Annotated in this window: 44 protein-coding genes; 16 read left to right on the plus strand and 28 right to left on the minus strand. The window is 65.1% G+C overall.

Going from position 1 to position 26,878, the window contains the following annotated elements; all coding sequences use genetic code 11:
• Positions 1 to 45: 45 nt before the first annotated feature.
• The 23 genes from AC07OH_RS09410 to AC07OH_RS09520 form a co-directional block, all read right to left on the minus strand.
• Entirely contained in the window at positions 46 to 324 is a 279-nt protein-coding gene (locus AC07OH_RS09410; protein ID WP_495300403.1) for a hypothetical protein, read from the minus strand.
• A complete protein-coding gene (locus AC07OH_RS09415; RefSeq protein WP_495300404.1) occupies positions 324 to 488 on the minus strand; it encodes a hypothetical protein in 165 nt (54 codons plus the stop codon). Before AC07OH_RS09415 ends, AC07OH_RS09410 begins: the two co-directional genes overlap by 1 nt.
• 100 nt (positions 489 to 588) lie before the next feature.
• Positions 589 to 1,065 carry a hypothetical protein gene (locus tag AC07OH_RS09420; protein WP_495300405.1) on the minus strand — a complete coding sequence of 159 codons (477 nt, stop codon included), beginning with the start codon at positions 1,063 to 1,065 and terminating at the stop codon, positions 589 to 591.
• Between the two features lie 41 nt (positions 1,066 to 1,106).
• Positions 1,107 to 1,283 (minus strand): hypothetical protein, encoded by a 177-nt coding sequence (locus AC07OH_RS09425; RefSeq protein ID WP_495300406.1) that lies wholly within the window; start codon positions 1,281 to 1,283, stop codon positions 1,107 to 1,109.
• 114 nt (positions 1,284 to 1,397) lie between these two features.
• Positions 1,398 to 1,808 (minus strand): hypothetical protein, encoded by a 411-nt coding sequence (locus AC07OH_RS09430; RefSeq protein WP_495300407.1) that lies wholly within the window; start codon positions 1,806 to 1,808, stop codon positions 1,398 to 1,400.
• Positions 1,809 to 1,858: 50 nt separating this feature from the next.
• Entirely contained in the window at positions 1,859 to 2,239 is a 381-nt protein-coding gene (locus AC07OH_RS09435; RefSeq protein WP_495300408.1) for a hypothetical protein, read from the minus strand.
• Between the two features lie 17 nt (positions 2,240 to 2,256).
• The gene (locus AC07OH_RS09440; protein WP_495300409.1) at positions 2,257 to 2,892 is read right to left on the minus strand and encodes a hypothetical protein; all 636 of its coding nucleotides are present in this window, start codon (positions 2,890 to 2,892) and stop codon (positions 2,257 to 2,259) included.
• Positions 2,889 to 3,173, minus strand: coding sequence for a hypothetical protein (locus AC07OH_RS09445; RefSeq protein ID WP_307693073.1), 285 nt, complete (start codon positions 3,171 to 3,173; stop codon positions 2,889 to 2,891). The genes AC07OH_RS09440 and AC07OH_RS09445 overlap by 4 nt, the downstream gene beginning before the upstream one ends.
• A complete protein-coding gene (locus tag AC07OH_RS09450) occupies positions 3,170 to 5,128 on the minus strand; it encodes a hypothetical protein (protein ID WP_495300410.1) in 1,959 nt (652 codons plus the stop codon). Before AC07OH_RS09450 ends, AC07OH_RS09445 begins: the two co-directional genes overlap by 4 nt.
• A gap of 2 nt (positions 5,129 to 5,130) precedes the next feature.
• The gene (gene terL / locus AC07OH_RS09455; protein ID WP_495300411.1) at positions 5,131 to 6,600 is read right to left on the minus strand and encodes a phage terminase large subunit; all 1,470 of its coding nucleotides are present in this window, start codon (positions 6,598 to 6,600) and stop codon (positions 5,131 to 5,133) included.
• 7 nt (positions 6,601 to 6,607) lie between these two features.
• Complete coding sequence (locus AC07OH_RS09460) at positions 6,608 to 7,069, minus strand: hypothetical protein (RefSeq protein ID WP_495300412.1); 462 nt, start codon at positions 7,067 to 7,069, stop codon at positions 6,608 to 6,610.
• A 472-nt stretch (positions 7,070 to 7,541) separates the two neighbouring features.
• The gene (locus tag AC07OH_RS09465) at positions 7,542 to 7,940 is read right to left on the minus strand and encodes a hypothetical protein (RefSeq protein WP_495300413.1); all 399 of its coding nucleotides are present in this window, start codon (positions 7,938 to 7,940) and stop codon (positions 7,542 to 7,544) included.
• Positions 7,937 to 8,140, minus strand: a complete 204-nt coding sequence (locus AC07OH_RS09470) for a hypothetical protein (protein ID WP_495300414.1) — start codon at positions 8,138 to 8,140, stop codon at positions 7,937 to 7,939. Before AC07OH_RS09470 ends, AC07OH_RS09465 begins: the two co-directional genes overlap by 4 nt.
• Before the next feature lie 11 nt (positions 8,141 to 8,151).
• A complete protein-coding gene (locus AC07OH_RS09475) occupies positions 8,152 to 8,385 on the minus strand; it encodes a LexA family protein (RefSeq protein WP_495300415.1) in 234 nt (77 codons plus the stop codon).
• Positions 8,382 to 8,924 carry a nuclease domain-containing protein gene (locus AC07OH_RS09480; RefSeq protein ID WP_495300416.1) on the minus strand — a complete coding sequence of 181 codons (543 nt, stop codon included), beginning with the start codon at positions 8,922 to 8,924 and terminating at the stop codon, positions 8,382 to 8,384. The genes AC07OH_RS09475 and AC07OH_RS09480 overlap by 4 nt, the downstream gene beginning before the upstream one ends.
• On the minus strand, positions 8,921 to 9,373 hold the full coding sequence (locus AC07OH_RS09485; RefSeq protein WP_495300417.1) for a hypothetical protein: 453 nt from the start codon (positions 9,371 to 9,373) through the stop codon (positions 8,921 to 8,923). The genes AC07OH_RS09480 and AC07OH_RS09485 overlap by 4 nt, the downstream gene beginning before the upstream one ends.
• Positions 9,370 to 9,558: a hypothetical protein gene (locus AC07OH_RS09490; protein WP_495300418.1), complete on the minus strand. Its 189-nt coding sequence runs from the start codon at positions 9,556 to 9,558 to the stop codon at positions 9,370 to 9,372. The genes AC07OH_RS09485 and AC07OH_RS09490 overlap by 4 nt, the downstream gene beginning before the upstream one ends.
• Positions 9,555 to 10,070 (minus strand): RusA family crossover junction endodeoxyribonuclease, encoded by a 516-nt coding sequence (locus tag AC07OH_RS09495; protein ID WP_495300419.1) that lies wholly within the window; start codon positions 10,068 to 10,070, stop codon positions 9,555 to 9,557. The genes AC07OH_RS09490 and AC07OH_RS09495 overlap by 4 nt, the downstream gene beginning before the upstream one ends.
• Entirely contained in the window at positions 10,067 to 11,482 is a 1,416-nt protein-coding gene (dnaB, locus tag AC07OH_RS09500; protein ID WP_495300420.1) for a replicative DNA helicase, read from the minus strand. The genes AC07OH_RS09495 and dnaB overlap by 4 nt, the downstream gene beginning before the upstream one ends.
• Positions 11,479 to 12,483: a hypothetical protein gene (locus AC07OH_RS09505; protein WP_495300421.1), complete on the minus strand. Its 1,005-nt coding sequence runs from the start codon at positions 12,481 to 12,483 to the stop codon at positions 11,479 to 11,481. Before AC07OH_RS09505 ends, dnaB begins: the two co-directional genes overlap by 4 nt.
• Positions 12,476 to 12,700, minus strand: coding sequence for a hypothetical protein (locus tag AC07OH_RS09510; protein WP_495300422.1), 225 nt, complete (start codon positions 12,698 to 12,700; stop codon positions 12,476 to 12,478). The genes AC07OH_RS09505 and AC07OH_RS09510 overlap by 8 nt, the downstream gene beginning before the upstream one ends.
• A gap of 26 nt (positions 12,701 to 12,726) precedes the next feature.
• Positions 12,727 to 13,047 carry a hypothetical protein gene (locus AC07OH_RS09515; protein ID WP_495300423.1) on the minus strand — a complete coding sequence of 107 codons (321 nt, stop codon included), beginning with the start codon at positions 13,045 to 13,047 and terminating at the stop codon, positions 12,727 to 12,729.
• Positions 13,044 to 13,412 (minus strand): hypothetical protein, encoded by a 369-nt coding sequence (locus AC07OH_RS09520; RefSeq protein ID WP_495300424.1) that lies wholly within the window; start codon positions 13,410 to 13,412, stop codon positions 13,044 to 13,046. Before AC07OH_RS09520 ends, AC07OH_RS09515 begins: the two co-directional genes overlap by 4 nt.
• A gap of 330 nt (positions 13,413 to 13,742) precedes the next feature.
• Between AC07OH_RS09520 and AC07OH_RS09525 the strand changes: the two genes are divergently transcribed.
• Complete coding sequence (locus tag AC07OH_RS09525; protein ID WP_495300425.1) at positions 13,743 to 14,057, plus strand: hypothetical protein; 315 nt, start codon at positions 13,743 to 13,745, stop codon at positions 14,055 to 14,057.
• A 317-nt stretch (positions 14,058 to 14,374) separates the two neighbouring features.
• Here AC07OH_RS09525 and AC07OH_RS09530 read toward each other — a convergent pair whose 3' ends face one another.
• Together AC07OH_RS09530 and AC07OH_RS09535 are read right to left on the minus strand one after the other, a co-directional pair.
• Positions 14,375 to 14,653: a hypothetical protein gene (locus AC07OH_RS09530; protein ID WP_495300426.1), complete on the minus strand. Its 279-nt coding sequence runs from the start codon at positions 14,651 to 14,653 to the stop codon at positions 14,375 to 14,377.
• A gap of 3 nt (positions 14,654 to 14,656) precedes the next feature.
• Positions 14,657 to 14,890: a helix-turn-helix domain-containing protein gene (locus AC07OH_RS09535; protein ID WP_495300427.1), complete on the minus strand. Its 234-nt coding sequence runs from the start codon at positions 14,888 to 14,890 to the stop codon at positions 14,657 to 14,659.
• An 84-nt stretch (positions 14,891 to 14,974) separates the two neighbouring features.
• On the opposite strand from AC07OH_RS09535, the gene AC07OH_RS09540 reads away from it, so the two are divergent.
• The 11 genes from AC07OH_RS09540 (at position 14,975) to AC07OH_RS09590 (ending at position 23,995) form a co-directional block, all read left to right on the plus strand.
• On the plus strand, positions 14,975 to 15,769 hold the full coding sequence (locus tag AC07OH_RS09540; RefSeq protein WP_495300428.1) for a S24 family peptidase: 795 nt from the start codon (positions 14,975 to 14,977) through the stop codon (positions 15,767 to 15,769).
• On the plus strand, positions 15,694 to 16,995 hold the full coding sequence (locus tag AC07OH_RS09545; protein WP_495300429.1) for a trypsin-like peptidase domain-containing protein: 1,302 nt from the start codon (positions 15,694 to 15,696) through the stop codon (positions 16,993 to 16,995). Before AC07OH_RS09540 ends, AC07OH_RS09545 begins: the two co-directional genes overlap by 76 nt.
• A gap of 168 nt (positions 16,996 to 17,163) precedes the next feature.
• Positions 17,164 to 17,454 carry a hypothetical protein gene (locus AC07OH_RS09550; protein WP_495300430.1) on the plus strand — a complete coding sequence of 97 codons (291 nt, stop codon included), beginning with the start codon at positions 17,164 to 17,166 and terminating at the stop codon, positions 17,452 to 17,454.
• A gap of 235 nt (positions 17,455 to 17,689) precedes the next feature.
• A complete protein-coding gene (locus AC07OH_RS09555) occupies positions 17,690 to 17,872 on the plus strand; it encodes a hypothetical protein (RefSeq protein ID WP_495300431.1) in 183 nt (60 codons plus the stop codon).
• Positions 17,873 to 17,882: 10 nt separating this feature from the next.
• Positions 17,883 to 18,884 (plus strand): phage recombination protein Bet, encoded by a 1,002-nt coding sequence (gene bet, locus AC07OH_RS09560; protein ID WP_495300432.1) that lies wholly within the window; start codon positions 17,883 to 17,885, stop codon positions 18,882 to 18,884.
• An 11-nt stretch (positions 18,885 to 18,895) separates the two neighbouring features.
• Complete coding sequence (locus AC07OH_RS09565; RefSeq protein ID WP_495300433.1) at positions 18,896 to 20,647, plus strand: YqaJ viral recombinase family protein; 1,752 nt, start codon at positions 18,896 to 18,898, stop codon at positions 20,645 to 20,647.
• Between the two features lie 27 nt (positions 20,648 to 20,674).
• Positions 20,675 to 20,959 carry a KTSC domain-containing protein gene (locus AC07OH_RS09570; protein ID WP_495300434.1) on the plus strand — a complete coding sequence of 95 codons (285 nt, stop codon included), beginning with the start codon at positions 20,675 to 20,677 and terminating at the stop codon, positions 20,957 to 20,959.
• A gap of 122 nt (positions 20,960 to 21,081) precedes the next feature.
• A complete protein-coding gene (locus AC07OH_RS09575) occupies positions 21,082 to 21,798 on the plus strand; it encodes a hypothetical protein (protein ID WP_495300435.1) in 717 nt (238 codons plus the stop codon).
• Positions 21,799 to 21,801: 3 nt separating this feature from the next.
• Positions 21,802 to 21,969, plus strand: a complete 168-nt coding sequence (locus tag AC07OH_RS09580; RefSeq protein WP_495300436.1) for a hypothetical protein — start codon at positions 21,802 to 21,804, stop codon at positions 21,967 to 21,969.
• Positions 21,966 to 23,864 (plus strand): DNA cytosine methyltransferase, encoded by a 1,899-nt coding sequence (locus AC07OH_RS09585; protein WP_495300437.1) that lies wholly within the window; start codon positions 21,966 to 21,968, stop codon positions 23,862 to 23,864. The genes AC07OH_RS09580 and AC07OH_RS09585 overlap by 4 nt, the downstream gene beginning before the upstream one ends.
• Positions 23,864 to 23,995 (plus strand): hypothetical protein, encoded by a 132-nt coding sequence (locus AC07OH_RS09590; protein ID WP_495300438.1) that lies wholly within the window; start codon positions 23,864 to 23,866, stop codon positions 23,993 to 23,995. Before AC07OH_RS09585 ends, AC07OH_RS09590 begins: the two co-directional genes overlap by 1 nt.
• A gap of 2 nt (positions 23,996 to 23,997) precedes the next feature.
• Here AC07OH_RS09590 and AC07OH_RS09595 read toward each other — a convergent pair whose 3' ends face one another.
• Genes AC07OH_RS09595 through AC07OH_RS09605 form a run of 3 tightly spaced genes read right to left on the minus strand, consistent with a single transcriptional unit; the run spans position 23,998 to position 24,669 of the window.
• Positions 23,998 to 24,195, minus strand: a complete 198-nt coding sequence (locus AC07OH_RS09595) for a hypothetical protein (RefSeq protein WP_495300439.1) — start codon at positions 24,193 to 24,195, stop codon at positions 23,998 to 24,000.
• A 6-nt stretch (positions 24,196 to 24,201) separates the two neighbouring features.
• Positions 24,202 to 24,444, minus strand: a complete 243-nt coding sequence (locus AC07OH_RS09600) for a hypothetical protein (RefSeq protein ID WP_495300440.1) — start codon at positions 24,442 to 24,444, stop codon at positions 24,202 to 24,204.
• A gap of 6 nt (positions 24,445 to 24,450) precedes the next feature.
• Positions 24,451 to 24,669 (minus strand): hypothetical protein, encoded by a 219-nt coding sequence (locus AC07OH_RS09605; protein WP_495300441.1) that lies wholly within the window; start codon positions 24,667 to 24,669, stop codon positions 24,451 to 24,453.
• Positions 24,670 to 24,698: 29 nt separating this feature from the next.
• Here AC07OH_RS09605 and AC07OH_RS09610 point away from each other — a divergent pair, with 29 nt between their 5' ends.
• From AC07OH_RS09610 to AC07OH_RS09625, 4 genes are all read left to right on the plus strand, one after another.
• Positions 24,699 to 25,565, plus strand: coding sequence for a hypothetical protein (locus tag AC07OH_RS09610; protein ID WP_495300442.1), 867 nt, complete (start codon positions 24,699 to 24,701; stop codon positions 25,563 to 25,565).
• Entirely contained in the window at positions 25,565 to 25,894 is a 330-nt protein-coding gene (locus AC07OH_RS09615; protein ID WP_495300443.1) for an ASCH domain-containing protein, read from the plus strand. The genes AC07OH_RS09610 and AC07OH_RS09615 overlap by 1 nt, the downstream gene beginning before the upstream one ends.
• Positions 25,891 to 26,115: a hypothetical protein gene (locus AC07OH_RS09620; RefSeq protein ID WP_495300444.1), complete on the plus strand. Its 225-nt coding sequence runs from the start codon at positions 25,891 to 25,893 to the stop codon at positions 26,113 to 26,115. Before AC07OH_RS09615 ends, AC07OH_RS09620 begins: the two co-directional genes overlap by 4 nt.
• A gap of 79 nt (positions 26,116 to 26,194) precedes the next feature.
• Positions 26,195 to 26,584 carry a helix-turn-helix transcriptional regulator gene (locus AC07OH_RS09625; RefSeq protein WP_495300445.1) on the plus strand — a complete coding sequence of 130 codons (390 nt, stop codon included), beginning with the start codon at positions 26,195 to 26,197 and terminating at the stop codon, positions 26,582 to 26,584.
• The last annotated feature ends 294 nt before the right edge of the window (positions 26,585 to 26,878 follow it).

The raw sequence follows: 26,878 nt of genomic DNA on the forward strand, positions 1-26,878 counted from the left end.
GTTACCCCGTGCGGCTTTGGTGTGTGGTGGGTCGCGGTGTCGGCGTCAGCCTTCGTTCGCGGTCCCGTTACTTGGCGGCTGCAGCGATTCGTCGAGCAGTTCGCGCATGATGATTTGCACCTCGGCGGCGCGTTCAAGCAGCTTGAGCTTGGCCGCGTCGTCCGGTGCGGCGGTAGCGGCGCGCACGTGCGTCTGCCAGCGCGCGTAGAGGTATTCCTCGAACGGTCGCGGGTCGCGAACGACACGCTTGCGGGCCTCGAGTGCGAGCGGCACGACCGGCAGCTCGCTCGCGGCCAGTTGCCACAGCGCCTCGATGTGCCGCATCAGCCGTTGCTCTTCGTGGGCTTGATCTGCGGGCTCGTCAGGCTCTTGGTCTTTCCGACGTTGACGCGTTGAATCGCCAGCTTCGAACTGGTCAGGCTCGTGGCGCGTCCGACCGGTGCACTGTTGGAGGGCGACCGGATCGCCCGCGGATGGGATGAATTCATGGTGGCTCCAGAAACGAAAAAGCCCGCACAGAGGCGGGCTTGTCAAAAAAGGGGCGTAGTTCGCCCCGCACGCGGATTGTGGATATTCGCCCCGAGCGTGTCAAGCCGCCACAGTGCGCGCTACGACGATGCCGATGCCAAACCACGCAATGGCCACGGCCAGCACGCGGTAGCCCCAGCAGCAGCCGCACTCGGTGCCGTAGCTGAAGACCTTCCACGCTGCGATGCCGATGTGGTTGGTCCACTTCTTCTCGCCGCGCGTCAGCTCGAGCACGTGCTCGGACACCACGATGGGATTGGCCTTCAGGTACTCGCGCTGTTCCCACGGCAGCGATGCCGCCAACTTGACCGCGGCGTCAGGCGCCAGGCCGGCCGCCACGTAGTAGCGCGCCAGCACCTCGCGGGTGGTGCCCATGTCGGTGCCATCCACCGGTGAGAACACACGCGCGTCAGCCGCGATCTCGCGTAGCGTGCACAGCGGCTCCACTCGGGCATGCAGCCACGCGGCCAGGCGCTGCAGCGCGCCCGGGCCGCTCTTGGGGTTCGCCGCGGTACCGGCGCTGGGGTGATGCTCCATGGATTCGAGGATGGCTCGGTACTGGTGCTGGCGCCAGCACATCAGGCCGCGACCAGCACCGTGCTGTTGTCGGCCTTGCTCTGCGGGAGCAGCAGCCACTCGATGTAGCAGCCCTTTCCGCCGCACGAGGCCGTGACGGGTTCGAGCACCTTGCGCATGAAAGCGGCGAATTCGGGGGATTGCTTGGCGGCCTGCGGGCCTTGGTTCTTCGGGTTCATGGGGAGTTCCTTGTGCCGGCTTGCCGGCGTGATGGTTGGTGATTCGCGCCGTGCCGGCCTCCACGCCCTATTGCGTCGGGGCCGGTCACGGTTTCGCGAGACGAAGGCGACCTGCTACGCCGCCTTGTAGATCGCGTTGATGGTGACTCCGTACTGGCTGCCGGGCGTCGTGCCCAACAGTGCGGAGTACCGGTTCGCGGTGTACGCGGGCACGGGGATGTTTCCATCGGTGAGCGCGCACGTGACGTTGAACTGCAGCAGCGTCCAATTGGTTTCCGCGGACTCGAGAGTCTCAGGAAGAGTTATCCCGTGACTTCCCGGAGGAATCACTTCCGAAGTCGTGCGCACAAAGCCGTTGGACACGAACATCAACTCACCGACGACAGTGCTGGTCGGGTTGACGAAGAACTCCTTGGTCCCTGAGATGACAAGCACGTCTTCTTCGGTGAGTGCGGCTGCGGTTCTGGTCGGCCCGGGGACGTGGCGACGTGATTCGGTATCGAGGCTGATGTCGGTGCTGCTCATGTTTCTTCCAGTTCAATGGATGCGATGTGGCTCATTGGCATGCCTTAGGGTCAGCCGCCGGCAGGCGGGGTAACCGCGCCCGCACCGGCACCGGGGGCACGTTCCTCCGCCTTCCAGTCAATGAGGACGTAGGCGTCCGATGCGTCACCGGCCGGTGGCATCAAAGTCCAACTGCCACCTGCGTAGAGGTCGAAGCCCGCTGCGGTGAGATTTCGGATGGTCACGTCCACGAGCCGGCCGCCTCGGTCCGCGTAGGACACAAAGGGAGCGTCTGCGAAGGGCGGCTCGAAGCTGACCTTGTACGGCTGCGCCGAGATGCCGGTCACGACGACTTGGCCGTACGCGACTTGCAGGCCCGGCAAGGGTTCCCCTTCGGGACGCACGATGTGGCGCCGCCGGTCGGCGTCGAGCTTGATATCAGTGTTGCTCATGGTTCAGGCGCCCCGTGTCACTGGTTCCCGCCAGCACCTGGCGCCGACCCGCGATCGGTGTAGTACGGCACCTTCACTGAGCCGATGCCGGCGACGTCGAGCAGCAGCCAGCCCGCGGGGTCACCGAGGGCGATTGCGTTGCTGTTGTAAAACCGCGTCGGCACGCCGCCGTCGTCAGCAATAGCGTTGGCCGGTGGGGTCGTGGGCTGCGCCACGGACGACGCGCTGGCCGGCAGGGTGAAAGAAACGGCAGGCCCGCCCTCGTCCTCGGTCAGCGTGACGGTCGCGCTGCCGTCCGCGTTGACCACCACATCGGCGCTCGTGACGTTGACGTCGGCGAAAGTGCCCGGCAAGGTCCAGGACGTACCGTCGGTCTGAGTCAGCACCAGGTTGTCGCCGACACGGCCGAAGCTGGCGACACGAATGTCGGCCTGCGGGTTCGCCACCAGCACCAGTGGTGGGCATGCCGTCTCCACGGCGTTGACGATGGCCGTGGTGCCGTCTTCTTCGAGATAGACCAGCGTGCGCACACCGTTGGCGTCCAGCGTGGTGCGCTTGATCGCCTGACGAATGCCGGGTCCGTTTTGCAGGCACACGTAGGTGTCGACCGTGCCGGGGATCAGCGCCGGCCCGCTTGCTTTGCAGTTGCTCATCTTGCGTTCTCCATCAAAGTGATTGCCGCACTCACCAGCGCGGCCAGGTTGGCGCGCGCCGCGGTGCTGGCGGTTTTGGCCGGCCACACCTCGAGCGGTGCATGCCAGCCGATCTGACGAGAGCCGCCGACATGGCCGCCCCCATCGAAATACACGGCGCCGATGGTCGGAAAGCGAGCCATCGCACCGTTGGTAGCGATTGAGGCGACCGTGCCGTACTGGCCCGACTGCCGGTGATAGACCCGGTCGCCGACGGCGAGCTGTGTTCCATCGAGATTCATGAGCCGACTCCAAGCGTGTTCGGTTGCGGGGTGAATGAGCGCCCGTCCTGCGACTGCGCCGGGTTGAGGCCGAACGAGTTGATTTCCTGCTGGGCCTGCTGGCCTGGCATCGCGCTGGTGTCGATGCCGGTGTTGTCGAAATACTCTTTGAGCGCGGCCTGCAGCATCGGCGTGGGCGTGACGCCGGCCTGCGACGTCTGCATGAGCAAGGGCATGGCCTGCGCCATGAGGCGCTGCTGCAGTTCCTTCTCGCGCAGAGCGGAGATGCCGCGGCCTTCGATCTCAATGTCGCCGCGGATGAACTTGCGCTTCGTCTCGCGCTTGAGGTTCTGGAAGTGCTGCGCCTGGACCAGCGGCTCGATGATTCCCTTGTCGAGATTGATCATCGCGTCGTTCATGCCGCGCTCGCCGTTGGTCTGCTCGAGCACCGCACCACCCAGCGTGGTGCGCGAGACGCCGCCGCGCGACATGCCGGAGAACAGCGAAGGAATGCCGCTCTCTTCGTCGGCCAGCACCATCGTGCGGCGGATCTCCTCGTGCAGCTGGCCAAACAGCGACTGCACGTTGACCTGCTGCACGCCCCAGTTCTGCCCCGTGGTGTTCTTGGGGTTCGCCCAGGCCACGCTGAACGGCTCCATGCGCACGTCTTCCGGGTGCTGGAAGTAGTGGCCGTTCATGATGATGTTCGGCCCGCTGGCGTGCCACGCGTTGCGATTCTTCGAGAACAGCAGGCGGTTGCACTCGAGCTGCCGATCGTGGAGCATCATCGCCACGCTCGGGCCGGCGTAGCTGTCGCCGTACTGCTTGTAGCAAGCGCTGAAGTAGGTGCGCAGGCCGTCGCGCAGTTGCACGCGGATGGTGGTGTTGCCGCACACCTCGAGCGTCACCTCGTGGAAGTCGCTGGCGTCGCCGTGGCCGGGGTGCCCGTACTCGGCCAGCTCATCACCGCTGACCAGCCCCTGGTGCACCACGCACCGAATCTTGTGGCCCGGGTTGCTGCTCCACGGGCTGTCCTTGCTGATGATGTCGCCGGTGAGCTCGCCGAAGCCCAGCCAGTCGAGAGACTGCGCCTCGTGCGCTTCGAGCACCAAGTCGATCTGCTCGCCAAAGTACAGCGGCTGGCCGCCCTTGTCCTTCAGCTTGCCGAGTTCGACCAGCTCGTCGCGTGAGCGCTCGACCACCTCGCAGAAGCCACTGCCGTCCTGCGCGCTGGTTGCGTCCGAGCCGATGTAGGCGTTGGCAGCCAGCACATGGCGGTAGGTCGGGGCCAGCACCATCTTGCGCGTGGGCCGGTTGCCCTCCCAGCGGTAGTCCCACCGCGGCAGCAGCTCGCCGCCGCACAGCACCGTGTAGGGCTTCGCGATCAGGTCGGCGAACAGGCCCGCGCTCGCGCGCACCCAGCCGCCGTCGATGAACTGCTTGCGCATGAAGGCGTGGTGGTACGCCGCGGCCTGCTTCGCCACCGCGCGCTCTTCTTCGAGGATCGTGCTGCGCATGCCGTCGCGTTGCTTCTCCAGCCAGTTGAGCACCGGCTTCTTGAGGCCGTCGCGCCCCATCAAGTCGGCCGGGTTCAACGCCGAGTCCTGCAGCTTGCTCAGCAGCATGGCGCGCAGGCGTGATGTCACCTGCTGCTGCGAGTCCTTCGACAGCTCGGGCTCGGCGCTCGGCCGCATGACGAACGGCGCATCGATCGCGTTCGCGTAGGTGGTCTTCAGGTGTGAGGTGGTGGCGTTGCACTTGAGCATCGACAGGCCGAAGTAGCTCTTCATGCCCGGAAAGCTCTCCAGCTCCTCGGCCTCGTGAACCTTGTTCAGGGCTCGCTCGGTCACGTCGAGCCATTCGTCGATGCTCTTGTTCAGGACGCGCTGCGTGCGGCGCCAGTTGCGGGCCGCACGCAGGCGGTCGAGCACCAGGGCGGCGAGGCGGTCGGCTTTGATCTGTTGGTCGTTGCGCATGTTCAGAATGAGATCGCTGCGAATTTGGAGCGCTGCACGCGCGGCGCCAGCGCCGAGGCTTCCTCGGCCTCTTCGTCGAGCAGCGGCGAGGATGGAAACGCCGGGTTCTTGATCTCGCTGAGTGCGTCGTACAAGTCGTCGTGCGCAGCGGCGGGGAAGTCGGTGTGCTCGTCAGTGAGCGCTTCGGTCAGGTTGTAGGAACGCGCATCGGCGTTCTGCGGCTTCACATGCCACTCGTGCGGGATGTAGATGCGGTGGGCCTCGAACAGCGCGAGCAGCGACTCGATGCGCGTTTCCTTCGGGCCCACTTCGTTGATGTAGGTCACGTCGAAACGGAACTGCTCGGCTTCCTGCTTCTCGGCGATGTATTCCTCGTCGCTCTCGAAGCGCCGGATCTTGTAGAGCACCGCTCGCGGCTTGTACTTGCGCACGAGGCCCAGCAGCGCCTTCCAGCGCTCCGACTGGCTCAGCCGCTCGCGAATGCCGTCCAGCACGTAATAGTTGTCGTCGGTGTGCAGGCCCACCACCAGCATCGCCGTGTAGTCGGAGCGCTTGCCCTTCGTGGCGGCCGGGTCGACGATCAGCGCCCGCGCCATCGCGGTGATCGTCTTCGGCTGCATGATCTGGCGGTTGTATTTCTTGAGGTCGCCGTACTGGAAGAAGCCGCCCTCCCCTGGCACAGGGCGCTGCTGGTACAGGGCGCTCCATTCGCGGCTGCCGAGAACGCGGCGCTTCTTCTGCAGGGCCTCATGCGAGAAGCGCTCCGGTGCCAGCGGCTCGTCGACCTCACGGCCGAGCGGGTCATCCTCGCGGGCCAGCGCCGACAGCTCGATGATTTCCCAGCCTTCGTCGCGGTGCTCATCCATCAGCCAGCCGGCCAGGTCGTCGGCGTGCCACCGGGTGTGCATGAGCACCAAGATGCTGTGCTCGGCCAGGCGCGTGTAGACCACCGACCGGTACCAGTCCTTCACCGATTCCCGCACGCGCTTGCTGTCGGCGTCCTCGCGGTTCTTGAACGGGTCGTCGATCACGAACACCTTGGACGGGAAGCCCGTGCCGCCGCCGCGCACCGTGGTGCCAAGGTACTGGCCGCCGTCGGTGGTCTGGAAATCGGTCTTGGCTGTGCTGCCGGGCAGTAGTCGCGACTTCGGGAACACCGCCGCGTGCACCGAGCTGCTGATGCGGTCGCGCACCGATTGCCCGTTGCGGTCGGCTAGGTCCGTGCCGTAACTCGCCGAGATGATCGGCCAGTCGGGATGCTTGCCCAGCACCCAGCTCGGGAACTCGGTCGACACCATACGGCTCTTGCCGTGCTGCGGCGGCGCGAACACCATGATTCGCCCGTGCCCGCGCGCCACTGCCGCTTCCAGGCGCTCGCACAGGTAGCGGTGCCACTTCAGCGGGACATAGGCGCGGTCCTGCAGCACGGCGTAGGCCATGAGGCTGTCCTGCGCAGCCAGGAAGGGAGCCATGTCGACCTTAGCCACGGGCCGACCTCACGAACTCCTGCGCCGCCAGCAGCCGCTGCTCCGGCGTCGTGACGCGATCCAGCCCGAAGTCGTGCTCAGTCTTGTCGGTCGACTGGCCCAGCGCCAGCCGGCGGATGGCCTGCGCCTTCTGGATCGCGCTGGCCAAGGCGTGCACGTCGGCCGGCTTGCGGACCTTGGGCGCCAGGGCCAGCGCCTTGGTCATGATCTTGTCCGCAGCCGTCAGATCACGCTTGTTTCCGGCCACGATCAGCTCGGCGCGCTGCTCAACCAGTGCTTCGGTCGCCAGTTCCAGCACCTTGTCTGTGTTTTGTTTCCGGTTCTGCTTCCACTTCTCGGCTGCGGCGCGCTTGCCGAGGGTGCCGAATGGAACGCCACAGGTGACGGCGTAGTCGCGCAGACTCTGGGTTCCGGCCTCGTACCCGGCGCGGATGGAAACCCAGTCTCTTTTCATGGCGGTCGCAGTCGCTCCTCCCCCCCACTTTGGGGGGAAGGAAACACGTCGTGGATGGAAACACCCGTTGTGGGTGTGCGCGTTTCTCAGGAAGCGCGGGACGAAAAAAAACCGGCCGCCCTGTGAGGGGAGCCGGTTTCGGTGGCGGGCGCAGTTGTGCCCACGGGCGAGATTGTGGGCGAGCGGGTCAGCCTATGTCAAGGCGCCACGGTGCGCCGTCGGGGTGGCGGCGGGGGTGGTGGCAGTCTCGCCGCGTCTCGCTCTGCGCGCGTGAGCATTGCCCCGCACGAAATGCAAACGTGGTCGCCTGAGCGCTGGCCGAAACACACATCCGGTGCGGTTTCAGTGTGCCAGCACTTCGCTGGCGGATTGGAGGCTGAGTGCATGGTCGGTCCCTGAGGTTGCGGTCGTTCCATGCTGGCGCCGGGTTTCTGGACCGTCAAACCGACGTTACAGTCCGCGCCGCGCCAGGTCAGAGCACCCCATCACGCTGCAGGCTCCGGCGCATCTTCTCGAGGGCGCGCTCGGCCAGCGCCGCGCGTTCCTCCGGGGTCAGAGCCCCGGCCCGCAGGCTCACGTAGACGTTGGCCTGCACCCCGCAGTTGCGCGCGTGGACCATCACCGCGGCGCGCTCCTCGGGCGTGAGCGCGGCCAGGGCCCGCTCGATGGCCGCGTGCTCGCCGGCCCGGATCTCGTCGTCCAGCGAATCGCCCTCCTCGTCTTCGCATTCGTCGTGGTCCGATCGGCTCCACACCGAAAGCGGGTTGGCGGTCGGGTAGCCGAGCTTCATCCCTGCCGAACGGGTCGCAGAGTGCCAGCTGCCCAGCAGCTGGTCGAGGTGGTCCGCCTTCGGCGTCTTGCCGTGGCTCATCCGCGACGCACCCATTCGAGCACCGGCGCGCCGCCGAACTGCTGCTTCGCGTCCGCCATGCCAGATGCGAACCCGACTTCGATCCACTGGAGCGTCTGGTGCTCCACCTGGATCGGTTGGCCGTGGCGGCCCGTGGCCGGAAAGAACTCGCCGCTCGGGCGATAGATGGCCTTCAGGACTCTGTAATGACCGCGGTTCAATTGGCTCTCCTTCATGTGTTGGTAGTGCATGCCGGCTGCCGCGTGAAGCGGTACTTGCCGACGGTGTTGCGTTCGATGTAGCCCTTGCGTCGCAAGGCTGCGATGTAGTCGGCGCCGGCGTTGGGACTCGTGAAGCCGAAGCGTCGGCTGATGTCCGGCCCGCCGGGCAGGTGATCGTTCTCTGCGAAGAACGCGCGCATGAAAGCCAGCACGGCAGCCTGTCGCGGGGTCAGCTCTGCCGTCATGCCGGCGCTCCTTGCCCGACGGGCGTTGCGTTGAGGTGGTCGAGCGCCCACTGGGCCGCTGTGCGGTCCTTCGGCGGCTGGGTTGGATCGGCCACGATGGCGCGCCACTCCAGCACCTGCCGGAGGAAGCCCATGTCGAAAGCTGCAGACTTCTGCGCGCGCGTGGCGCCCTCGTAGGCATCGGTGTAGTGGTTGCAGCGATAGCAGCCCCAGGCCGTGCGCCAGTCGTCCACCTTGTACCCAAGGCCCTTGCCATTGGCGACGCCGCCGCCGTGGCAGGCCACCGTGGTGTCGGTGCCTCCCACGCAGATCGGGCTGCGGATCAGGCAGCGCTTGCCGCGCGCCATGCTCAACAGGTGGCGGTTCTCGGCGCGGGGCTGCTTTGGGACCGAAACGGAATTTCCCGTGTCGGCAGCGGCGTAGGTGCCGCGGCGCATGGAAACGGTCAGCACCAGCGCGCCGCGCGCCGCCGGCGCCAGCCGTGATGGCGGCAGGCGGCGCTTGAACCCGCTACCGCGCGGCATGGGCGAGCGCTTCATGCCTGCGTATCCTGCTCGGTGAACACCACGCCCCATTCGGTGACCGCGTGCGCCTGCACCTTCAACAGGAACTCGGCGAACTCGTCGTCGAGCAGCTCCTCGGTGCTGCGCCGGCGCTGGCGCACCTTGATTTCCCCGGTCTTCCTGACCCGGTACTCCTCGAAGGTCGGTTCGATGAACAGCTCGGCGAAGTAGTGCTTCCAGGCCAGCGGCACGTAGCGATACCGCACGCCGTTCTTCTCGTCCACGATCCACACCTGGTGCGCAATGTCACGCAGCACCGGTCCGTGGAATGTCTTGCGCAGCTTGTGGCGATAGTGCTCGTTCGTGCTGACCAGCTGCATCAAGAAGCGCGCGCCTGTCTTCGTCGCCTCCTTGGCGATGCCGTAAAGCTCAATCGCAGCCTCGTGCGCGCTGCGCGGGCTGCTCAACATGCGTTGTTCGATCATGGTGTCGTCTCGGTGAAAAGGTCGCCCTGGCGCGCATCGGCGCCGGGCCGGCGGAAGTTGAAGAGGCTCGCGCGCCGCGGGCGCGGGCCGGCGACGGCCGTAGCGCACTTCGGGCCCATTGGCATGCCGGCGACGACGACGGGCTCGCGCAGCAGTGCGCGGTGGCAGCGGGCGCAGATGGTCAAAATGGCAGCCCCTCAGGGATCGGCGTGAAGGCCGCCGGCGCCGCGGCCGCGACAATGGGGAGCAGTTCGCCCTGCAGCACCGCGGGCGCCAACGGCTCAATGCGCACCACCACACGCGCGCCGTGCCCGTCGGGCTCCATGCGGTCGGCCACGTAGCTGCGCACTTGCTTGTCGTCGTTGAATGCGATGGTGTTCAGCGCGTCGAGCAGCACCTTCTCGCAGTTGGTCAGGTCCATGCACTGCACGGTGTCGTCCCAGTTCGCGCCGAACTTGCGCATGCGCGCTTGCCAGTCCTGCGGGCGGTGCGGGTACAGCTGCACGGTCACGCGCAGCCGACCAGCGAGCGGTTGGCGAATGCCGGCGGCACGGCACAGCCATCCCACCTGCTCGATGTAGTCCTTGGCCTCGGCCGTGACGTAGACCATCGGCATCTGGCGGCCCTTCACCGTCACAACCCGCGACGCCCAGTAGCGATTCGCGCTGATGGGATACGGCAGGGTGAGTTCGATCACAGCGCTCCTCCTTGCGACGAGCGCGCGACGCGTACCTGGCTGGTTGGGACCGGCAGGCTCTTGGGCCAGTCGGCGAAACGCGTGTTCTCGCCCACGTACATCAGGTCGACGAACCCCGCCTCGCCGTCGCGCAGCTTGGCGATCGACACCTTGGCGTAGTGCTTCCACTCGTCGCCCAGGCCCGGGTTTGCCTTGATGGGGCGATGCACGAACATCACGACGTCGGCGTCCTGTTCGACTGAGCCCGAATCCCGCAGATCGGAAAGCATGGGCATCTGGTCGACGCGCTGCTCTACCGCGCGGTTCAACTGGCACAGCAGGAAGATCGGGCAGTCCAGCTCCTTGGCGAGCGACTTCAACCCCTTCGTGATCTCTTCGATCTGATAGACGCGCGGCATCTTCGGATCGGTGCCGGCCATCAGGCCAAGGTAGTCGACGATGAGGCAGGCCAGCTTTCCATGCCGCCGGCGCAACCTGCGCGCCGACGCGCGCACCTGGTTGATGTTCAGGCCGGCGCGGTCGTCGACATAGAAATTCAAATGACGCAGGCTGTCGGCGGCCGCGGTGATCGCAGGCCAGTCGTAGTCTTTCAGCCGCTCGCCTCGCTTGATGCGACTCAGGTGGATGCGCGACTTCAGCGACATCGCTCTGGTCACCACCTGGGCCTTCGGCATTTCCATCGAGTACATGCCCACGGTCTTTCGGCTGGACTCGGCCATGTTCACGCCCATCGACAGCACCAGCGCAGTCTTGCCCATCCCTGGCCGCGCACCGATCACGATCAACTCGCCGTTGCGCGGGCCGCCGTCAAGCCGCGCGTCGATGTCCGTCATGCCGGTGGCGGTGAAGTCATCGATGGCGGTCCCTTCGGCCTGCGCGTTGATTCGGTCCAGCAGGTGCACGACGCCCTGTTCCATCGGCTGCCACTCGTCCCCCCTGCCCTCATCGAACAAGTTGGTGACCAGCGCGCTGGCCTGCTCCAGCGTTTCGTCGAAGCCCACGCCGCGCTGGCACGCCAGCTCGTGGATTTCGCTGCTGGCCGCCATGAGCTTTCGACGCAGCGCGAAGTCGCGCACGATCAGCGCGTACTGGCGCACGCTGGCGGAGCTGGGCACGTACTGAGCCAGGGAGTTCAGGTAGCTCAGTCCGCCCGACGTCTCGGCTTTGCGGTCGCGCTGCAGCTGATCGAACACGGTGAAAACATCGACCGCCTTCCCTGCGTTGAGCATGCTGCTCACGGCGCCGAAGATGAGCCGGTGCTCGCCACGGAAGAAGTCGGCCTCGGTCAGCAAGTCGCCGACCCGGTCCCACAGGCGGTTGTCCAGCAGCAGCGCGCCCAGCAGCGAGGATTCGGATTCAGGGCTCCACAGCACCGCGGGCGCCAGAAGGTTGTCATCGACGCGGTCGTTCATGCGGTTTCCTTATTGATGTAGTTGCCTTGGACGACCTTGGAAAAGTTGTCCTTCTTCATGAGCCAGGACAGGTCGCAGTTCTTCCACCGGCCGCTGCGGCCCGTCAGGAAGTCGGACGCAGCGACGCTCTCGAAGAAGAGCTGGAACCAATCCAGGCCCTCGGCGGTGTTGGTGGCGTAGCGCTCGTTGTTCGTGGACCGCACAGCGGTCAGCAGCCACTTCCACCGGTGGCGCATTGCTTCGGCACCGGCGCTGTCTTCCCACATCTCGCGCCTCGGCTGTGGCAGCTCTGGCACAGCAGCGGCGAACAGGGCGAGCAGCTTCTGCTGCGGGCATGGCGGGACCGGGCCGGCCGCCGGTGGAGCGCCGGCTTCGTCCTCGTCTGCGAACAAGCCGGCTGGCGGCGCTGGCGGCGCAGCCGGCGGCAAAGGAGCGTTAGCTCCTTGGTCTTTCTTCTGTTCCTGTTCCTGTTCCTGTTCCTGTTCCTGTTCCTGATTCCCCATAGCCTTCGGGGAAGGCTTCGGGGAAGGCTTCCCGAATGACTCATCGAAAGCCTTTGCGAAAGACTCTCCGAGCGCATGGATACTGGCTTTCAGCGATTCGTAGGCCTCGCGCTTCAGGTCGCATTCGGGGATCAGGTCGAACTCGGCGGCCCAGCTGCGCACCACGTTGGGCGACTCCGGCCGGTTGTGCTTGATAGCCTTCGGCACCCACATCACGCGGGCCTTGAAGTCGGCTTTCGCCATGCCTTGCCGAAAGACTTCCCCGAAGGCTTCGTCGAAGGCTTCGATCTCCCAATCAAGGTCTTCCGCCATCGCGGCGCGGCCGGCACGAAACAGCCCTGGTATCGGGCCGGTGTGCGGCCCGGTGATCAGGTACAGCCAGAGGCCCTGCCCGCTCGGCGGCAGCGTAGAGAGCGCACGGAACTTCTCGTCGCCCCACGTCCGCACCTCCACCTTCCGGTAGCGGCCGGACTTCTTGACATCAGGCGAATCAGCCACCGACAGCCCTCCGCAATGCCTCAGCGCGCGCTAGGTCACCCTGCTGCGCGAAATAGCAGCCGTCCATGCGAGCCACCTGCCGCGGTGTGCGCGCGCGGATGGCTTCGGTTTCCAACTCGAGCCAGCGACGCGCAGCGGCATAGTCGCCCTCGTCGTAAGCCTTTTGCATCAGGCGCCCGCAGTCGGCGATGTGCGCCTCGCGCTCGGCGTCTGTCATGCGGCCCCGCTGTTGGGGTTGGAACGTCATGCGCCCCCCCACACGGTGGCCAGCTGCGGCCGGCGCTGAATGGCACGCTGAACCGTCGTCATCACAACGACCGGCAGCGCTTCGAGCGCAGGCTCGCCGCCCAACACCGCGTCACCGGCGGCCGTCCTGCGGAAGTACGCAACCTCGCACCGCGGCGCGCCTTCGTTCACCCGCTCGACATAACCGCGGGCCTTGAGGTGCGCCACATTCGTCGACAGCAGCTTCGGGTCGATGCCGGTGGCCGCCGCCATGTCGGCGTAGGAGGTCTCCTGACCGATGGCCGCGAGGGTCCGGGTCATCTTGCTATCGGCCTTCATGCGACACCTCCGTGCAGCACGCGGCGCAGCGCGGCGTTCTCTTCGCGCAGCAGGCGGTTCTCGCGCTCGGTCGCCGTCTCCAGCTTGCGCACGCTATTGAGGTCGTAGCCGCGGCGGCCGAGCATCCAGAGAACGGGCGCATCGTTGCCGCAGTAGTCCATCAGGGACTCGAACTTTGGCCAGACAACGCCCTCGCCGCCGGAAGCCCAGCGGGACAGCTGCGCCTTGTCGAGCTTGAGGTCGATCTGCACGTCCTTCGGGTCTTTGCCGGCGGCCTCGATGCACAGATCAATGGCAGCACCGAGACTCCGTTTTCTCGATATCTCTCCTAGGGAGAGGTCGACGGGAAAAGCAATCTGGTTCATGTGGTCACACAACAAAGTTGAGAGCTGTTGTGAAGCTCCGCGGGACAAAAAAAAGCAGACTTGCTGCCATGTTTCAAAGCCTTCATGAACTAGCAGTCGAGCTCGTCGAGCGGCTGCGCGCGGAGTGTTCGCGTGCAACGGAAAGCCGAGAGGAATCCCCCACCGAGGAGGACGAAGAGGCGGTCGATGTGGGCGCGCAGGAGTCGGGCTCCCTCAACGAGGGCGACGGTCGGCGCGCCCGTCCATTGGCCTCGCTGGGCGTTGGCGCCCCGCCTGTGCGCAGCGCAGAATCCGAGTTCTTCAACATGGACCCCGCGAGGGACGGCAAAGATGGACAAGGAAGACGTGATGCTGCTTCTGGACGCGAGCTTGCAACCCATCTGGGAAGCGCAGTTCGAGCAGTCGGCTCGCATCACCACGCTGCGCTTCTTGCTCGAAGACTTGTTCGCGGACAAGTACTCCGACCGACTGCCAGAGTTCACCGCCCACATGGAACGGCTCCTGGAGATGACGCGTACTGCACCGGTGAAAGGCGGCCGAGCAAGCGCGGAGCAACTGCAGGAGATGCAGGTGCGCGTGGCGACGCACCTCGACAGATTCCAGAGCGAGACCGCACGGAAGATCGCGGCACGATCTTCGAAGTAGCGGCGCTCGCCGCGAATCGCTTCGCCTCTCGCTCGCGGAACGGCGGCGGGACAAGAATTGGTGCCTGTGTATTCATCGCCCCGCTCACGAACGAGGATCTGAACGAGGGGTGCCCGCGCCCTCGCGGGGTAGAGTCCGAGTTCCACAACACGGACCCCGCGAGGGGCGGACGAAATGGCCACTGTTCTGATCGCGTACGACTTGCACAAACTGGGGCAGCGGTACGACAAGCTACGAACCCTCATCAAAGCAAGCTTCCCAAGCTGCTGGTTCTGCTTGGAATCAACCTTCATCGTGGTCACCGACATGACGCCAGCTCAGGTGCGAGACCTGTGCAGGACGGCACTGGACTCGAACGACGAATTGCTTACGGTCGGGTTGCAGCCTTCTGCTTGGGCCACCTGGGGCATGGCGTCCAACTGCAACGACTGGCTGCGCACACACGTCGGGCCGTAGCAAACGCCGCTTTGCGGATCAGCCTGGAGCAACGGCCAATTGGCCGGATGACACTCGATCTGCGTAGCGTTGAGCAGCAAAATCGGGATGCCGTTGCGCTTCACGACGGTGCCGGCTGGGAGCGTGAAAACTTCGACCATCGCTCACGCCTCCTTCGATTCGGCGAGTTCGGGCAGCTTGGCGTCGCCGTAGATGTGATCGAAGGTGATGGCCAAGCCGCGGGTGCTCGCGAAGGTGATCAGGGCCCGGGCGGCATCGGGCGGAACCGTTTGGCCGTTCTCGTAGTGCCCGATGTTTCCTTGGGTGCAGCCGATACCGTCGGCCAGCACCTTCTGCGTCACGCCGAGGCGCTCGCGAATGGTCTTGACATTGCTCATGCACCAAATACTAGCGGCGCTACTTATTAGTGTCAATAGCGCCGATATTTTGCAAATCAAATAGCTTCGCTAATGATCAAAAAGATGAGCACCAAGTCACGTCGCGCAACGATCACTGAGGAAAACATCGAAGAGTCCCGCCGCCTTCGTGCGATCTGGGATCGCACGCCTGACCGCCCCAGCCAGGCTGTGTTTGGCGAGACATACAACATCGGCAACCAAAGTGCGGTAGGCCACTTCCTCAACGGCACCTCCGCACTGAGCATGAAAGCGGCCAAGGGATTCGCCAAGGGATTGAACTGCTCAATCGGTGAATTCAGCCCTCGCCTTGCGCGCGAAGCGATGGACCAGTTGCACGCACTCGACAAGACGTGGGAAGTTGGCGCGCCCCGAGGTGTAGAAATTGCTGGCCTTGAGGAAAAGGTCACCACCAGGTCCACGCTCCCTCCAGATTCGCTGAGCATTCCCGAGTACAACGTCGCAGGACGAATGGGATTGGGAGGACTAGTGCTTAGAGATCAACCAGGCGTGATTCATAGCTGGAACGTCTCTCCAGAATGGGTACAGAAGAACGTGCGCTCGCATTCCGGCGTACAAAACCTATGCATCGTCACCGGGTTCGGCGACTCGATGAAGGGCATGTTCAATCCGGGTGACCCCTTGCTCGTAGACAAAGGGGTGACGACCGTCGAGCTCGATGCAGTCTACTTTTTTCGAGTCGAAGGTGAGGGCTTCATCAAGCGGTTGCAGCGCATCCCCGGAGAGGGAATTCGCGTCATCTCGACCAACAAGGAGTACGAGACGTGGACGATAAAAAAAGGCATGGAGTTTCAAGTCTTAGCCCGCGTGCTCAGAGTTTGGGAAGGTACGGACCTCTAGCGTTCGCCGCGCTCTTCGGCCTTGCCCCGCCACCGCTTTTTGCAAAATCTCGGGCGGCAGAAATTTTTGCAGCGGCCAGTCCGTCCGTCGTGACGGTTCGCACAGACCGGAGCTTGGGAAGCGGCGTCTCGATCAACACAAACGGTGTTTTCAGCATCGTGGCGACGAACTGCCATGTCATCGCCAATTCAACGCGAAGCTTCGTCAAGAACTCCCGAAACGAACTGTTTGACGTTGTGATGAGCGACGGGATACCCGCGCTCGATGTCTGTCTCCTGCGTGTCCGTGGGGCAATTCCAGCCGTCAAGATACGTGACATCCAGAGCGTGTCGGTCGGCGAAGACGTGTTCGCTATCGGATCGCCTCAAGGATTTGAGGCGACCATCTCTACAGGAATCGTGTCCTCGATTCGGTTTGACCCCTCGAGTCAATCGAAGGTGATTCAAACCTCCGCACCGATCTCCCAGGGTTCAAGCGGCGGGGGACTGTTCGATGAGAGCGGAAATTTGATCGGCATCACCACGTTCATGTCCAAGGAAGGACAGAACCTGAACTTCGCGATGCCTGCATCCGCCATCTACACGGTCGCAAACAAGATCGTTTCCGCTGGCCAAGCGCCGAGTAAGGCACCGCAAGCGCTTCCACCTTCGCCGACCACCCGCGCCTCCACCGGCAGCAGTGCGTCAGACGAATTGGCTCTCGGACCTGCGCGCGACGGGACAGCCCTATTTGTGTCCAGCATGCAAGGGTCACCCAATGGAGCCCGAATGATCCTCCGCCGCGCCCTGGCGTCCCAGAAGATGGATGAAACGACGGGGCTGCCGTACGAGGCGACGATTGGTGCCCTCGAGCTGAATTGCCTCGAGCGAGAGTACTACTACTCGGACGAACGTCGAACGATGGGAGTGAACACGGTTCGAGTCATACCATTCGTGCAGGCGTGGGCACCATTTTCGAACTTCGTCTCACTCGAGGAGGCGTTCGACATCGTCTGCAGCTCCAGGAAGATCAGTCCCGTGTTGCACCCGCGAGTTGGCACCGTGAGAGTGACATCCGCGATGGCAAACGTACGGGACCGCGCGAGCTTCAAGGGAAGCAAGGTCGTCGCCGAATTGCCCAAAGGCACGGTTCTGCCTACGACGGGACGCGTGAGCGATTATTTTCAGGTTCGGCTTCAAGGCGGCCTTCACTACCTTTCCCGAAAAAGTTCTGAGTTCGTCGAATGAGTGGCTTGTAGCAACCGCTCTACTTCCGCCTGCTAAACGCGGGCTCGTCGTGCCCTCCCATCCCGAACCGCCTCCAGCAATCGGCCCCACTCACAAAAAATAACTAGCGGCGCTGTTGACGCAATCAACTAGCGCCACTACTATTCGCCCATCGACAAGGAGATGGGCATGCAAGACCAACACGCAACACCACGCCACGGCAAGGGCAGCTTGGCCCAGCAGGGATTCCGCTTCGTGCGGCGCGCCTCGACCTGCACCTGGGTTCACCCACTAGAGGTGAAGCCGGCCGACCAAGACTGCACCGACATGACCGACGCCGAGTTCGAGCGCGTCGCAGCACAGATGGAAGCGCAGGCCCTGGCGGCCGACGGCGCGCGGAACGCGACCAAGGCCACGCCTGCCTACTTCGCCTTCTCCGACCACTACGCGCTTGAGCAGCAGATCGGGCGGGCGTCGTGAGCGCGATCCCTCGCCCCCTCGGCCCTCTCTGCGTCGTCAATGGCCGCGTGCGCACGCCGCTGACCGCACGCGGTGGCGCCGTCGTCATCGGCTCGGCATTCATCCCAACACCGCCGCCGCAGAGCCGCGATGCAGACGCGATCCAGGCCTCGCTCCTCGAGACGCGCCCGGCCCGCGCCCGCCCTCTCTTCCACCGTATCGCTGGCGCCATCTGGCGCTGGTGCTGAGACGCGCCATGAGTCGACGTCATCCCCACGGCTTCCCCAAGGACACGCCGGAGCCGTCTGCCCAGCCCTACGGTGCCATTGACGCGCTGCTGCAGCTGGTGGTCGCCTGGGTCAAGTTGTCTGCCGTCTGCGCGGCCTGCATCGGCCTCCTCGCCCTCTTCTTCCCCTCCGTTTTCAACCTCTTCCGCTGAAAGGCTCCTCGTGAATGCAATCGCAACCCAGCAGGGCGGTGCCCTCGCTCTTTCCAACGACGAACTCATCGACGTTCTGACGACGTCGCTCTATCCGGGAGCGAATCGCCAGTCCGTGAAGATGGTTCTCGGCTACTGCAAGGCAGCGGGCCTCGACCCAATGCAGAAGCCCGTGCACATCGTTCCGATGTGGGACGGCAAGGCCAAGCAAATGCGCGACGTTGTGATGCCGGGCGTGGGCCTGTATCGCACCCAGGCGGCACGCACTGGCAACTTCGCGGGCCAGACCGAACCCGAGTTCGGCCCCATGGTCACCCAGAAGATCGGCGGAGTGGAAATCACGTTCCCGGAGTGGGCACGCGTCACGGTCAAGAAGCTCATGGCCAACGGCAGTACCGCCGAGTTCACTGCCACCGAATACTGGATCGAGAACTACGCAGCGAAGGGTGGCTCGGAAAAGTCCGTCGCGCCGAATGCGATGTGGTCGAAGCGCCCACGCGGCCAGATCGCGAAGTGCGCCGCAGCTCAAGCCCTGCGCCTCGCTTTCCCTGAAGGCGGCGCCCAGCCGACGGCCGAGGAAATGGAAGGTCAGCCGCTGTATGACGTAAGCGAGCCGCGTGGAGCGGTTGCGGATGCCGACGGCGTTATCGACGTTCACGCCAAGCCCGCCCTCCCCGCTCAAAGCGACGAAGAGTTCGCCAAGAACATGGTGATCTGGACCAAGGTCATCCGGACGAAGAAGAAGGACGTCGACGGCGTGCTCGCGACCGTCGCAACCGTCGCCACGCTGACCGATGCCCAGGTTCAGGCCATCAAGAACATCCCCGCCGAACTCGCGAAGGCAGCCGCGGCCGGCCCAACGTTCGCCAGCGTCTCCGACGCACTCGCGAAGGCTCAGGACGAAGACGCCCTGAACCTCGCCGCCGACCTCATCAACGCCATCCCCGATGAGCAGCACCGCAAGGAGCTGAACGCCACCTACGACGCGCGCCGCGCCGAACTCAACGCCTAAGGACCAGCACCATGAAGACCATCGAACTCGTTCAAGGCAGCCCCGAGTGGCATGCCCATCGCGCGACCCACTTCAATGCCAGCGACGCGCCGGCCATGATGGGCTGCTCGAAGTACAAGACCCGCTCGCAGTTGCTGCACGAGCTGCATACCGGCGTCACGCCCGAGGTGGATGCATCGCAGCAGTTCCGCTTCGACGAAGGCCACCGCTTCGAGGCGCTCGCGCGACCGCTCGGCGCGCAGGTCATCGGCGAAGACCTCTACCCGGTGGTCGGCACCGAGGGCGAACTGAGCGCGTCGTTCGACGGCCTGACCATGGACGAGTCGATCGCGTTCGAGCACAAGTCGCTGAATGACGAACTGCGCGCGGCGATGACCACCACCGACGGCGCGGCTCTACCCCTGGCTTACCGCGTGCAGATGGAGCAGCAGTGCGCCGTCTCGGGCTGCCAGAAGGTGCTGTTCATGGCCACGAAGTGGGCCGGCGACGAACTGGTCGAACGCCGCGAAGCTTGGTATCTGCCAGACCTGCAGCTGCGCGCGCAACTCATTGCCGGCTGGGCCCAGTTCGCCGTCGATCTGGCGGCCCACGTGCCCGTCGCTCCTGCCGCGCCGGCGCCGACTGCCAAGGCTCGCGAGGCCCTGCCTGCCCTGGTGTTCGAGGCGAAGGGCGAGATCACGTCCAGCAACCTCGACGCCTACAGGACTCACGCGCTGGAAGTCCTGGGCTGCATCCCCGTTGCGCTGGAAACGGATCAGCAGTTCGCCGACGCCAAGGAAGACGCGAAATTCTGCCGCGACGTGCAGGCAGCCATGGAGCAGGCGAAGGCCGCGTGCCTGGGCCGCATGGAAAGCGTGGATCAAGCGATGAAGGCCATGGAGCACATCGCCGAAGTGGCGCGCCGCAAGGCGCTCGACCTCGAGAACGCTGTCGAGGCCGAAGAAAAGCGTCGCAAGCAGAAGATGCAGACCGACGCTGCCGCCTTGCTCAAGGCTCACATCGAAGCGCTGAACACTCGCCTCGGCAAACCCTACATGCCGCCGGTGCCCGCGGACTTCGCGACAGCCATCAAGAACAAGCGATCAGTGGCGAGCATGCAGGACGCCATCGACACCACGTTGTCGCGCGCCAAGATTGCAGCCAGCGAGATCGCCGACCGCATCCAGACCAACCTGACCACGCTGCGCGAGCACGCCTCCGACCTCCCGCAGCTGTTCCCTGACACGGCACAGATCGTCCAAAAGGCGCCCGAGGATCTGACCGCGCTGGTGAAGATCCGCGTGACCGACCACCGCGCCGCCGAAGCGAAGAAGGAAGAAGACCAGCGCGAGCGCATCCGCCAGGAAGAACTCACGCGCCTCGCAAGCGAGCAGGCTGCCGCCGCTGCTACGCCGCCCGCATCGACACCAAGTACGGCCTCCGCCGCTGTCACGCCGCTGTCGGCGACGCCAATTAGCCGCATCGCCGCTGTCACGCCGTCGTCGACAACGGCAAGTAGTGGCCCCGCCGCTGCACCGGCGCCCACCGTCATCCCCATGCCCACACGTCCGGCAGCAGCGCCGACCAGCGCGCCAACGCTGCGCCTTGGCCTGCTCAACGACCGACTGGCTCCACTGCAGATCACCGCCGATGGCCTGGCCGCGCTCGGATTCAAGGGCACGCGCGAGCGCGGTGCCGTGCTCTTTCACGAGGCCGACTACCCGCACATCTTGGCCGCGCTTGCCGCGCACGTGCAAGCCATCCAGGCCAAGCAGGCCGCCTGAATCACCACCACCCCGAGGACCATCACCATGCCCAAGACCTACGCAGCACCTCAAGCCTTCTCCGAAGCCAAGTACGAGCCGATCCCGATGGCGGCCGTCGAATCCAACCAGGTCGCAGCCGTCGGCTACGACGAGGCCACCAAGACGCTCGCCGTGACCTTCACCCGCGGCACCGGCGCGATCTACCACTACCCCAACGTGGAGCCGAAGCTCCATGCGGACTTCATGGCCGCCGAGTCGAAGGGCACCTTCTTCGGCGCCCACGTCAAGGCCCTGCCGTTCCAGAAATTCAAGGCGCCTACGGCTGCCTGATCAGTTTTCGGGCGCTGCTGGCCGGGCTATTTCTCCCTCCCTCCTCCCTGCCTTCCTGGCCAGCTCGCGAAAGCGACGCCCTCTTTCTTTTCACACCGCATCACCCACCAGGAGACACACGCATGTTCCAGCTGGAAAAGCCGACGCCCATCACGATCACCAACACCAATCCGCGCCGCGAGCTACATGGCGAAGAGCGCGTTCGCGCGATCGACATCGCTTGGTCCATGACCGGCGAGAACACCCTGCTCGACCTCATCGAGCCGGGCCTGCGCGAGCACCACTACTGCAACCACGCGCTGAAGGCCGGGCAGGAGTCGCTGCCGGACATGATCATCCCGCTGCCGAACCTGCGCCGCCCCAAGTTGCCGACGGCATACCACTACGCCAAGGGCGAGAAGTGGCGCGGCTACCGCTTCGTTTGGGACTGGGGGACCGAAGAGGCGCACGTCGACTTCACCGATGTCGTGCTGGCCAACCTGCACTACGAGCTGAATGAAGGCGGCAGCGTCACCATCATGGGCACCATCCAATACAACGGCGACGAGCTGGAGAACAACGACCTCTACGGCGAGCTGTCGGGCCTCGCGTCCGAAGGCGAAATTTCCGTGATGCTTCTGGCGCCCGCCGACCTGATGCCGGCGAAGAAGGGATACCGCGCGGGCAAGCCTGACGCCCAGCCCACGCAGGAAGACGATGGCAAGAACGCCGGTGAGCTCTTCGCCGAAGCGCACGGTGCCGCCGCGACCGACGACGCGGACGCGGACGCGGACGCGGATCTTGATGCGGACGCCGACGAGGAAGAGCCGAGCAGCGTGGCCGCCAGCCAGGACGCCTGACGCATGGACTTCACCGTCATCCCCATCGAGAAGGTGAAGGCCGCGTTCGCGCGGGCCCTCGCCCTGAACGCTGACCGCGAGGCTGCTGCCCGCGCCGCGGCGCAGGCCCTCGGCATCGCCGTCGAGGCGGTGCGCGAGGTCGTCGAATTCACATCGGAAGCCACTGCATGAACACCGTCGAGATTCGACACTTCGGCGTCTTCAGCGGCCTCGGCGCGGGCGCCAGGGGCTTCAACCAAGCCAACCCACGAGTGGGAAACACGCAGGCCAAGTTCCGCTGCATCGGGGGCATGGACGTTGATCCAGCGGCCATCCGCGACTTCGGCCGTCTCGCTGGCGTTGAGGGCACGGTGATTGACCTGTTCGACCGCGACCAGTACCTCAAGTTCTGGGGTAAGGAGCCTCCCGCAAACTGGCGCGAAGCGACCGTCGCCGACGTGCACCGCGCCGCTGGGCACGAGCGGCCGCACATCATCTTCCTCTCGGCGCCGTGCAAGGGCTTCAGCGGCCTGCTGTCCGAGGGCAAGAGCAAGACCGACAAGTACCAAGCGCTGAATCGCCTCACGCTGCGCGGCATGTGGCTGATGCTCGAAGCCTGGAAGGACGATCCCGTCGAGATGATCCTGTTCGAGAACGTGCCGCGCATCGCCACCCGCGGCCGGCACCTACTCGACCAGATCACCGGCTTGCTGCGCAGCTACGGCTACGCAGTAGCTGAGACGACGCACGACTGCGGCGAAATCGGCGGGCTGGCGCAAAGCCGCAAGCGCTTCCTGCTGGTGGCTCGCCACATCGAGAAGGTGCCGCCCTTCCTCTACGAGCCCGACAAGCGCCCGCTGCGCGCCGTGGGCGACGTGCTGGGCAAGATGCTGATGCCCGGCGACTTGCGCGCCGGCCCGATGCATCGCATCCCTGCCCTGCAGTGGAAGACCTGGGTACGCCTCGCGTTCGTCGAGGCCGGCAGCGACTGGCGCAGTCTGAATAAGCTGGCCGTCGAGAACGGGCACCTGCGTGACTACCTGATCGTGCCCAGCACGCAGGAAGGCACAGGCGCCTACGGGGTGACCCACTGGGACGACCATTCCAAGCTCGTGGCTGCGCGCAGCGGCCCGAGCAATGGCCCGTTCTCAGTCGCCGACCCGCGCGCGGCCGCGGGAGCACTGCAGTACCAGCAATACGGCGTGCTCGACTGGGCCGAGCCGATGGGCGCAGTGATCGGCGTGAAGTCGCCCGGGCAGGGAACGTTCAGCGTCGCCGATCCGCGCGGCCCTCAGGATCGCAAACCGTTCTCGAAATATGCGGTTTCTGGCTGGGGTATGCACGCTGGCACCGTGATCGGCGGCGACGACACCGGAGCCTATGCAGTGTCCGACCCGCGGCATGCAGGCCCCGCGAAGCACAGCAACGAATTCCGCATCGTCCCGTGGGATCGGGCGAGCCTCGCCGTTACCAGCGCGCACGGCACCGGTCAGGGCGTTGCAGACCCGCGCGGCGGCACTGATGCCGAAGCGCTGCATGGCAAGTACCACATCACCCCATGGGGCAGCTCCAGCCGCACCGTTATCGCCGGCAACGCGAACGGCGCCTTCGCGGTGGCCGACCCGCGCAGCGGCATCCAGCGCGGCAAGGGCGACAACTACCTGACGGCCGGCCACTATGGCGTGATGCCGTGGACCGAGCCCGCCGGTGCGGTGAGCGCGGCCGCCGGTCACGACAACGGCCGGTGGAGCGTCGCCGACCCGCGCATGCCCGCCGCGGCCGACAAGGTGGTGTGCCGCATCCAGGCGCTCGACGGCACCTGGCACCGCCCATTCACGACGCTGGAGCTGGCCGCGCTGCAGTCGCTGTTCGACCCCGAGGAACGCTTCGAGCTGGACGGCCTGAGCGATCAGGCCTGGCGCGAGCGCATCGGCAACGCCGTGCCCAGCGACGCCGCGCGCGCCATCGCCGAGGTGATGGGCACCACGCTGCTGCTGGCCTGGAGCGGCGAGACGTTCATGCTGTCGGCGCAGCCGATCTGGGTGCGCGACGTGGCGATGGCGCTGACCATGCCAGGGGCGCAGTGATGGTGAACGACCGCCACATGGCCCGCGTGTTCCTGGCGCAGGCGCGCGCCACGCTGATCGGCTGGGCAAAGAAGCGCTGCGTGTCCAGTCACTACGGGCAACAGCTCGAACTGTTCGCGGAGGTGCGCTAATGTCATTTCAAGCCCAAAGCCTCCCTCAGGTCGAGTGCTTCGCGAATCAAGTCCATGAACGTGTGATCAAAGGTCATCAACAACCAAGACCCCAAGGGCTTGTCGTTCAAATAGGTGCACAGGTATTCGTAGTGCTCAGCGTCGAGGGCGCGCATCTCGCTGTAAACGTCAACGAGCCTTTCTCGGGGATCGATGTCCATCGCCGCTCAATCTTCCAAGTCGAACTGCATCTGCAGCGTGCGAATGATCTGCGCGATGTCGGCACGGTGCGTGCCTCGGTCGCTGACCACGCGCACGGTCCAGTTCGGACCCCCCTCGTAGCCCGGGTCCATCCAGATCACGCCGCCACGGTGCACATCCGTCTGCTGGCCACGAAGGCCCGGCAATGCCTCGATGCGCATGAGCAGCATCCGCTTCAGCTGCTCGGCGTTGCGGGTGGGCTTGGACACCGCCCTTCAGCCTTGCAGCTTCACCAGCCAAATCTTGTTGGCGGCAGCCACAGCGGCGGCGACGTCCTCATAGGAGTTGTCGTCGTCGGCCAGAGGCCACGGGCCCGACCACTCAATCTCGTGAATGGTGACCTTTCCGCCCTCGTATTGGTGCAGCACCGCCACCGCCTCGTGCTCGCCCTTTTCCAAGTGGACGCGCATCTCTTTCAGATCGGGTTTTCCCATTTCTTCCTCCAAGAGTTAGGAGACGCATTTTGACGCTTCCCACCATCCAGCCCGTCGAGCCCTGCGGCGCCGTCGGCAAGTGCATGAGCAGCCCGGCGAGCTACGCCAGCCGCATGAGCTACGGCGCCGACAAGCCGCGCGCCGTGGCCGGCCATGCGCTGCGCGAACTCGAAGCCGCCCGCGCCCGTGATGTCGCCACGCACGAGAAGAACCTGCCGGCCATCGAGGCGAACAAGGCCGTGGCCGCGCGCGTCGAGGCTCTCATGGCCGAGATCGGGATGCCGAAGTCCTACAGCGAGCGCGACACGAAGTCCCGGGCCCGCTATCCGAAGTCGATCACCCACTCGGCCGGCTACATCGCCGACCTCCGCCGGCACTGCCCGACGTCGGACAGCTTCGAGCACGCCACCAGCACCTACGAGCGCCTGAAGAAGGAATACGACGCTTACGCCGCGCGCGCCGAGGAGGAAGCCAAGCAGGCCGACGCCAAGCGCGAGCGCGAAGCTGCGGCACTGGTCGAGAAGCGCAAAGCCGACATGGAGCTGGCAGCCGTGCTGCTGCGCTACGAGCTGCCGCTGGAATCCAGCTGGGCAGACGTGCTCGACGCGCTGCGCGAGAAGGACCAGCGCCTCGACCTCGCCGTGGCCATGCAGCGCACGCGCGGCGACTGGAGCGAGGGCCCGTATCGCGTGAAGAACGCGCTCGACCGCTTCCAGATTGAGACGACCGAAGACAAGGACATCGCGAACGACGTGCTGTCCTGCCTCGAAGACTTCGAGGATGGCCGCGATTTCCGCGACACGAACTGGAACTACGGTCGCCTGTTCGCCAGCGTGACCGACGAAGTGCTTTCCGCCGACGTGCAGAAGGCCATGCGGCACGCAGGAGCCGAATGATGGCGCCTCCTGAAGTCGTGAACACCAAGCCGTGCCCCGCGCATGCGCTCGCGCCGCGCACGCTGCATCTACCGCTCAAGGGCGAGTACTTCGACCAGATCAAGGCCGGCACCAAGCCCGAGGAATATCGCCTCTGCACGCCCTTCTGGAGCAAGCGGCTCACGGGCCGCAGTTACGACACGATCACGCTCACCAGGGGCTACCCGTCGCGCGACGATGTTGAGCGGCGCCTGGTCCTTCCCTGGCGCGGGTTCGCCATCAAGGTCATCACGCACCCTCACTTCGGCCCCGCATCCGTGTCGGTGTTCGCAATTCGGGTGACACCATGACCACGCCCGGATTCGGAGCCTTCTCCAGCGCGGTGGCGCGCGCAATGGCCGAGGTGCGCCGCCAACATTGCCAGCCCCCCACCTACCGCCCCGCCGAGACGCAGCGCGGAACGATCCGCTGCACGCGATGCGGCGGGAACCTCACCTACTCCGCCAGCGCGATCGACGGCCGCACCACCGGCCGCTGTTCGAGCGCTGGCTGCTTGAAATGGAGCGACTGAATATGAAAAACACCTTCCGCGGCGTCAACGCGTTGCTCGCATCCGCCGCGGTGCGCTTCGAAAAGATCGAGGTGCCCGCATGACAGCACTTCTCCGCGAACTGCTGCAGTGCAACCACAGCGACCCGAACCGACTGCGCGCTGGTGCCGGAAAGTGGGTCACTGTGAACGTGCCGGCCGAGTTGTGGGAAAAGATTCAAGCTGCCACCGAGCAAGCCGATTTTCGACCCGCAGTCCCGACACATAAGCACCGGCCCCCCCCCGCCCAGACCCTGCAGGCGGCGCTCATACCCGACGCACTCTTGCGCATCGACGTTGTCGAACATCTCACCGGCCTCGGCGAGTCGACGATCCGCCGGAAGATGGCCACAGCCAACTTCCCGCAGCCGATCAAGAACGGTGCGCGATGCACGCGCTGGCGCGCCGGCGACGTGACGACCTGGCTGCGCGAGCAAGGTGCGGCGGCGTAGGCGCCACTGCTCTTTGCAGCAACGGAGCACAGGCAATTGGGTTCCCTCAGGCCAGATCACATTCGGCCTCGGTGCGCTCTCGCGGCGCATCGACTCGCTCTGAAATCGCATCGAAAGCAAGTACATTCAATGCGGGGGAACAGACGGGGGAACAATTCGAACGCCTACGAAGGGAATCGAATGCTGGCGCGGCTTACAGCTCGCCCTTCAATCCCCTCCGGGGGCCACCTAAACCATTGATTTAAATGATTTTCTCGAATCATTGAGAAAATCCGAGTGGCTGAGAGCGTCTCA

This window comes from Variovorax sp. GW821-FHT10C12 (genome assembly GCF_059415405.1).